This is a genomic window from Drancourtella sp. An57 (genome assembly GCF_002161525.1).
GTDB lineage: Bacteria > Bacillota > Clostridia > Lachnospirales > Lachnospiraceae > Sellimonas > Sellimonas catena.
Genome location: NZ_NFHY01000032.1, coordinates 1 through 6,025, shown reverse-complemented (window position 1 = coordinate 6,025; position 6,025 = coordinate 1). Strand labels below are relative to the sequence as shown.

General features: G+C 32.2%; 6 protein-coding genes. 1 reads left to right on the top strand and 5 read right to left on the bottom strand.

Annotation, left to right across the window (positions count from 1 at the left end):
* Positions 1–312: 312 nt before the first annotated feature.
* Positions 313–666: a hypothetical protein gene (locus B5G11_RS15975; RefSeq protein WP_087255623.1), complete on the bottom strand. Its 354-nt coding sequence runs from the start codon at positions 664–666 to the stop codon at positions 313–315.
* Between the two features lie 107 nt (positions 667–773).
* Here B5G11_RS15975 and B5G11_RS15970 point away from each other — a divergent pair, with 107 nt between their 5' ends.
* Positions 774–974 (top strand): helix-turn-helix transcriptional regulator, encoded by a 201-nt coding sequence (locus B5G11_RS15970; protein WP_087255620.1) that lies wholly within the window; start codon positions 774–776, stop codon positions 972–974.
* A gap of 142 nt (positions 975–1,116) precedes the next feature.
* On the opposite strand, the gene B5G11_RS15965 is transcribed toward B5G11_RS15970, so the two are convergent.
* Genes B5G11_RS15965 through B5G11_RS15950 form a run of 4 tightly spaced genes read right to left on the bottom strand, consistent with a single transcriptional unit; the run spans position 1,117 to position 5,923 of the window.
* Positions 1,117–3,558, bottom strand: a complete 2,442-nt coding sequence (locus tag B5G11_RS15965) for a DEAD/DEAH box helicase (RefSeq protein ID WP_087255617.1) — start codon at positions 3,556–3,558, stop codon at positions 1,117–1,119.
* The gene (locus B5G11_RS15960) at positions 3,548–4,372 is read right to left on the bottom strand and encodes a Hachiman antiphage defense system protein HamA (protein ID WP_087255614.1); all 825 of its coding nucleotides are present in this window, start codon (positions 4,370–4,372) and stop codon (positions 3,548–3,550) included. The genes B5G11_RS15965 and B5G11_RS15960 overlap by 11 nt, the downstream gene beginning before the upstream one ends.
* 29 nt (positions 4,373–4,401) lie before the next feature.
* Positions 4,402–5,670, bottom strand: coding sequence for a hypothetical protein (locus tag B5G11_RS15955; protein WP_087255612.1), 1,269 nt, complete (start codon positions 5,668–5,670; stop codon positions 4,402–4,404).
* Between the two features lie 13 nt (positions 5,671–5,683).
* The gene (locus B5G11_RS15950; RefSeq protein ID WP_158099315.1) at positions 5,684–5,923 is read right to left on the bottom strand and encodes a restriction endonuclease subunit S; all 240 of its coding nucleotides are present in this window, start codon (positions 5,921–5,923) and stop codon (positions 5,684–5,686) included.
* Between the last annotated feature and the right edge of the window lie 102 nt (positions 5,924–6,025).

Genomic DNA, 6,025 nt, shown 5'->3' with positions numbered 1-6,025 from the left:
ATCTTATCGGGAGCCATGAAGAAACTCATGGCTCCCTTCATCAGACGACTGGCTCTCGCTAACGGATCCGGTGGCTCTATTTCATGAGATTGGGTGGCTCTGCCACCGCAGAATATTCAGAAAAATCTTTTAATTTTCTGTTTCAAAAAATATTTCCCTCACTTATAGAAAGGAAATCCGAGGATTATACAGTGTTTTGAGACAAAGTTTTTGATAAAGTGCATAAAAAAACATCCTGCCTTTTTTGACTGGATGCCAATTTTTAATTCATAGATTTCTGTTATAAAAAATAGCCACCAGATTTTCTGGCAGCTATTCGCTTATTAAATCATCACCATATTCTTTTTTTATCCTTTCGCACAACCGATTCCAGCTTTCTTCTTCCTCCTCTGGAGTTCTTTCTGGCAATATCACATCTTTTATATCATCATCAATAGCTTTTACATATTTATCCGTTAAATCCGGATACTCATCCAACAACCTTTCGAAAAGTTTATAAAGTCCCCACTCTGTACATTTAGCCAGGCATGAAGAAAATAGTTTCATAGTCATTGGCTTTTGTTTATCGATTGCCGCCAGTTCATCATCGGAAAACTCGAATGTTAAGATAAGAAATTCTTCAAAATTATGTTTTTCTTTTTCTGATAGTTCATCATATTTTTTCATCCCAGTTCTCCTTTCATATGCCTATGTTATAGATACATTTTTCAGTATAGTAAACCATTATTTTTCCCATGATAATGATTATATTACAAACTGGGAAGTGAACAGAAATGATAAGCTATTCTCCATTATGGGAGACCATGAACAAACGGGATATCTCCACCTATACACTGATTCATAAGTATGGGATCAATCCCCGGACGATCAATAATTTAAAACATAATAAGTCTATTACCATGTTTACACTGGAAAGACTTTGTGAAATTTTGAATTGCGAACCGAATGATATTATTAAATTTGAAAAAGAATAAAAGCTACTGGAAAATTATGCTCCAGTAGCTTTTCATAGTAAAGTTTAGTTCTTTTACCTATCAAGCTACACATCTTAATGCTTATTATCTTGATATGGATTGAATTTATCACATTTAATTTTTCAAAAATTAAAAAAATCAGTTACATACAACTTTTGACTTCATAAATCATAATCTGATTTTCATTTGCTTGTTCCATATTTTCAATTAAAGTTTCATCAAACTTTACTGTACTATCTGAAATATTAATATGAAGATAATTACGGTAATTTTTAAGCAACATCATCGCTGAACTTAACGATAATCCATTTTTCAATAAACAAATAGCAGTTTCATCATCTGTTCCATATTTTATTTGCATATAGAACCTATCCTCAAGTAATTCCAGATCATGCAAAACCTCGACATACTTGATCAAAATATTATCAATAAAATCTTGCTCTTCTTTAATACGTACTATTGCCAAATTCACTACCTGGGTTCGATTTTTTCCTTTGAGCTTTGTATAGCGTGGAGTATTGTTTCCAAAAAGTTTTATATCTCCCCATTTGCCTACATAGATAGCAATTTCTTTATTTTGTTGATAAAGCCGCCTCCAGTGTCTAATAAAAAGGCCTATCATCTCTGCATAAGATTTATTATCCGCTCTCCAATCTAACATCATTGCATAAAATTTTCGTGCTTCTTCATTCTCTAAGCGTTTTAAGTTATCACTTCTGCTATCTGGAATATACTGAATAAACAAATGATAGATTACATCTAATAATTGATCTGTAGTGTTTATTTTAACATTTTTTGTTTGATAGGAGTCTACTTTGTTTTGCATATTAGTTTCATATGAAAAAACATCAATTTCGCTGATTCCGTTCATGATACACGCCTTTCCAATATCTGTTTGCGTGTATCTTTCCTTATACTCCTCTATTATCCCATTCTCATAATTTTCAATGAACTCCGAAGCCTGTCGGAGATCTTCTTCGTTAGAAGAATCAATTTTTGTCTGGCTCAACAAAATATTTTCAACAACATCTTGATGTTTCGACTCTACTTTAGCTACTTTTCTCAAAAAATTTTCACAGTTGGCATTTTGAGCAAAGTATTGGCCAAACACAATATAGATCTGTGGTTCCAATCTCTGTAATTTCCCATTTCTTCTATCAAAAATCTCACTAAATCTACATACTCTCCCTACCAAATTTTTAAATGCGTCATGGCTCAAATTTGTTCTTCCACGTCTATTATCAAGAATAAACATTCTTTCAGCCGGTAAATTAACACCAGACAGTAATGTTGAACTTGTAATCACGTATTTAATAGCAGGATCTTTTTTATATAAGTCTTCTATGTAAATTCTAATTGCATCAGGAACACTTCCGTGATGGTAAATAATACCCTTACGTAAACAAGCCAACAAATTATATTGTGGCTGTAGATATTCAGAAATATTTTCGCACGCCGTAGAAACTAATTCTGATTCAATATCTGGCAAAACATCTTTCAGTGCCAACGCAAATTTTTCTATATCAATGGGTCTATTCAAATAAATAATGTTTTTATTAGCACAATATTCCTTGATAAAATCTTCTTCAAAAATAAATTTTTTGCTCATAGATATAGGCAAATATTTGTTTAAAAACTGGTCATAAAGTTGCAAACCTTTATGGTTTCTCATATCATATAGAAAATATTTTTCAGATTTTATATATTCACTAACCTTAAATCCTTCAATATCATATGTTGTATATCTTGTTTTTAAATTCCCCCCATCAGCAAGAAAAGGTGTTAAAAACTTAAATGCAACATTAGGATTTCGATTTTGGGCAACAATAATAACATTTGCCAGTGTATGACTGCGAGTATTATCCTCCAACAATTCATGAGCTTCATCAACGATAATACAGTCAAAAGCCAAATTATGATCTTTTTTAAAAATTCTAAGTAGCCGTTCTTGTGTCAGTACCGCCAGACAAGATTTATCATGTGGATTATACATTTCAGGATGAACAACAATCTTAGGAAAAAGTCCTTTACTCACACTCTGGATTCTCTTTTTTGTCTGAATCAAAAGTGCTTTTGTCGATGTCAATATACAAATCTTCTTTCCAGCATATTCTTTGACCGCAGATAAAATCAACTCAGATTTCCCATAAGATGTGGGCGCAATAATAGACACCGTGTCAGTCTTCGTGTCATCAAAAAATTTAACCAACATATGTTGCTGTTCGCTTTGGTAAATTCTTCCTGTCGCATATTGCTCAAGAAATGCATCATTCCATTCTGTAAAAAAATTTCTTTGTTCATCTGAAATGTAGTGTTGTTCAATAAATTTGCTGACAGGATAAAGCCCCTTATTTATAGAAATTTCATATAAAGGAATATAATCGCCTGTCTGATTGCAGTATTCAACAACAATTCTGTATCCAAGTTGTTGGACATTAACCTCCTCTGCATTTATAAAGCAAATTGCAATAGCCAACAAACATTTATATTCTTTAGGCTGTAGTTGTTTGCCAAGCATAAAACGATTATATAGCGAAGCAAAATTCGTATTTCTAAGTTTAGCAAGAGTTAAGTCATTTTTCATCTACAGTCTCTCTTTCCAGAAAATTGTATACTGCTTCAAAAGTTTCCTTTTGAATTATCAATATGTATACTTTCTTAAATAAATTTTCGTTAACAACTCGGATATATTTCTGTCCCACTTTTGTTGCCTTTATGCGTTCTGACATGGGATGAAACAATGTGGCTGACAATACAACATTAAATGTGTCACTAGAATTATTTCCTTCTAAAGAATCATCAGCACATTGTTCCAAAAGCTTCATTACGGCATCTTTTTGATGATTACTATCACTCATAGAGACTTTAGCAGCATTCAGTGCATTAAGCCATAGACTAGTATTAGAAGCATTCAGACGTGACTTCAAATCATTTTTTGCAGTATTAATCAATCCAATTGCTGCGGCAGAAGCATTTTTTTGCCCTTTTTGAATTTCACCTGATTTAACTTCAGTAATCCATAAAGAATTTGTTTTATTTTCGAATAGAGCAACATCGTAGCCTTTTTTGAAACTACGTTCTTCCATATTAAAAAATGGAGAAGCTGTAGTGAATCTACCTTCCATTTCTAAAATAACATGAACAAGGAGTTCACCAATCATTCCTTTTTTACGCTCTTCTGATACATTCTTACTTGTTTTATATCTCTTAATAAACTCTTTTACCGTAGCCTTGTAAGAATAAATCTTTCTTCCTGATCGAGCTTGATCTACGCCATGACAAACTGCGACTAACCGATTGCGTATCTCCTGCTTCAATTCTTCCGTGAGAGACTCTATGAAGTAAAGAACATAGTCAGAATAATCTTCTTTTGTTACGCCAGGTATCAATTCAATCATATAGGCCTCTCTTTCTTTGTGTATCTATATTATAATATTTCGCTGGAATTAATAAGTATTATTTCTGCAACCGCCTTTATGAGCGCAATCTCTGCGCTAAGTTGTTTTTTATTTTTATATGGCCTATACTGATTAGCTATTTGTTCACTTTTACTATGGACCAATGAATTCCTTGTCTCATAAATTCGGGTTGCCAAATTTGTATACACTCCTTGTGTATCCGACCAAGAAATTTTCGTTTTTTTAGAAGTTGTAAATGGTACCAAATTATTCTGGTAATAATCAATAGCTTTTAAGTCAATCTGACTAATACGTTTTTTTAAATCATCAATTGGCACATATTCCATTAAAACATATTTTAAAGATTCAGATTCATTCCCTTTACCTGATTCATCGTCACTACTCATATGCTTTTTAATATATTTTGCTAGCTCATAAATCTTCTCTTCACTTTTATATGAAAAATCAGGTCTCGTCATTCTATCTTTGATTTCTTCTGTCAGTTTTTTCCTAAAAACAGCATCAAAATAATGCTCAATTATATGATAAAAAGAAATATACATAGTAAAAGGATCTCTAGATTCCATTGCCATCGTATAATAATCAAGAACCTCTGCATTGTATATTCGCTGTGGCGGCGAATCAACTTCTTCTCGAGTATAATGCAACACAGAATTGCCAATAGAATACATATCCTGAATATCTGTATATTCAGAAATTGGAATGCTTTTTTTATACATGATTAAAAATTCAAAAGAAATAGCACAATCAATTAATCTCTTTTCAGAAATAGGGCTTGCTGAACTAATTTTTAGCGTAATTGCTTTTAAAATCTCTGGCAGTAATTCCAATGGATGTTCGATGTCTGCTTTATTGAAGTTATGCCTAAATATCATTCTGCATCGATGTCGCAAATCTATATACGTTCTTCGACCATTAATTCTAACGCTTTCAGCTATAGAATCTAATAAAAACATACAATAATCAAGGGAAGCAGGGCCAACGGAATATGAAAAGCCATTTATTCTATCGTCTAACATTTCCAAATCCATTGCATTTCTTGATATCGGACCAAATAATCGCAGTGCTACTTCTCTATAATTTGTTGTTATTATTACAAGCTTATCCCTTTTATAATTTCCAATGTTATCAAATGCTTGTTTCAAAGTATCGTTACGGAAAATTAACTTTGTACATTCATCTGAAGAGTTCCAAACAATATCACAATTTTCGTCTATCTCTGTTTCAATACAGAGAATTTCTTTTAAAACCTGTTTTATTTCTAAAAAACTTGCCACTAGATTCTCTCCTTTATTTTTTTAGTAACTGACATAGCGGCAGAAGTTGTTCTAATTTTTCTACGATACGTTTTTGCTCGGCAAGGGGTGGAAGTGGGATTTTACACATTGAAAGATAATCTTTATGTATTCTCTGCTGTCCTGCTGTTCCAGTAAATGATTTAATTCCATTATCAATAAAATATGCCGATTTAAAAAACCACAATAAATATTCTTGTGATAACAAATTATTAATAACTAAAACTTCCCACACCAATACGGTGTGTTGAACCTTGAAAATTCAATATTTCAGCCAATAAAAAAGGCATAAACCTGTCCCGTTTGGTATAATGGAATTGACGAAAAACCATCTATA

What these genes read in the sequence shown, in the direction of transcription:
- B5G11_RS15975 (WP_087255623.1), bottom strand. Translation starts at nt 666, where the DNA reads ATGAAAAAATATGATGAACTATCAGAAAAAGAAAAACATAATTTTGAA.
- B5G11_RS15970 (WP_087255620.1), top strand. Translation starts at nt 774, where the DNA reads ATGATAAGCTATTCTCCATTATGGGAGACCATGAACAAACGGGATATC.
- B5G11_RS15965 (WP_087255617.1), bottom strand. Translation starts at nt 3,558, where the DNA reads ATGAAAAATGACTTAACTCTTGCTAAACTTAGAAATACGAATTTTGCT.
- B5G11_RS15960 (WP_087255614.1), bottom strand. Translation starts at nt 4,372, where the DNA reads ATGATTGAATTGATACCTGGCGTAACAAAAGAAGATTATTCTGACTAT.